The sequence below is a fragment of the Chromohalobacter sp. HP20-39 genome (genome assembly GCF_033052815.1).
Classification (GTDB): domain Bacteria; phylum Pseudomonadota; class Gammaproteobacteria; order Pseudomonadales; family Halomonadaceae; genus Chromohalobacter.
The window spans coordinates 1-406 of record NZ_JAWHTP010000214.1 but is presented as its reverse complement, the minus strand read 5'-3'; the positions used below and the strand labels follow the sequence as shown (position 1 = coordinate 406).

Annotated in this window: 1 protein-coding gene; it reads left to right on the top strand. The window is 62.1% G+C overall.

Annotated features, from left to right (window positions below):
• Positions 1-20 precede the first annotated feature (20 nt).
• Positions 21-406, top strand: a 386-nt coding sequence (locus RVY79_RS17695) for a FumA C-terminus/TtdB family hydratase beta subunit (RefSeq protein WP_317465811.1), incomplete at its 3' end; no start/stop codon positions are given.

Here is a 406-nt window from a genome sequence, read left to right as displayed (position 1 = left end):
GTGACGTGGCGCACCGGCGCTTGATCGAACAAGGGCGCGAGCTTCCGGTCAACCTCGAAGGCGGTGCTATTTTTCATGCGGGTCCGATTGTCCGGAAGAAGGACGATGGCGGATTCGAGATGGTGTCCATCGGCCCGACGACCAGCATGCGCATGGAGAAATTCGAGCGCGAGTTCATCAAGCAGACCGGCGTCAAGCTGATCGTCGGCAAAGGCGGCATGGGGCCGGAGACGGCCGCCGGTTGCCAGGAAGGGACGGCGGTGCACGCCATCTTTCCCGGTGGCTGTGCCGTGCTGGCCGCAACGCAGGTTGAAGAGATCGAAGGTGCCGAGTGGCAGGATCTTGGGATGCCGGAAACCCTGTGGATAAATCGGGTCAAGGAGTTCGGCCCGAGATCGGAAGAGCA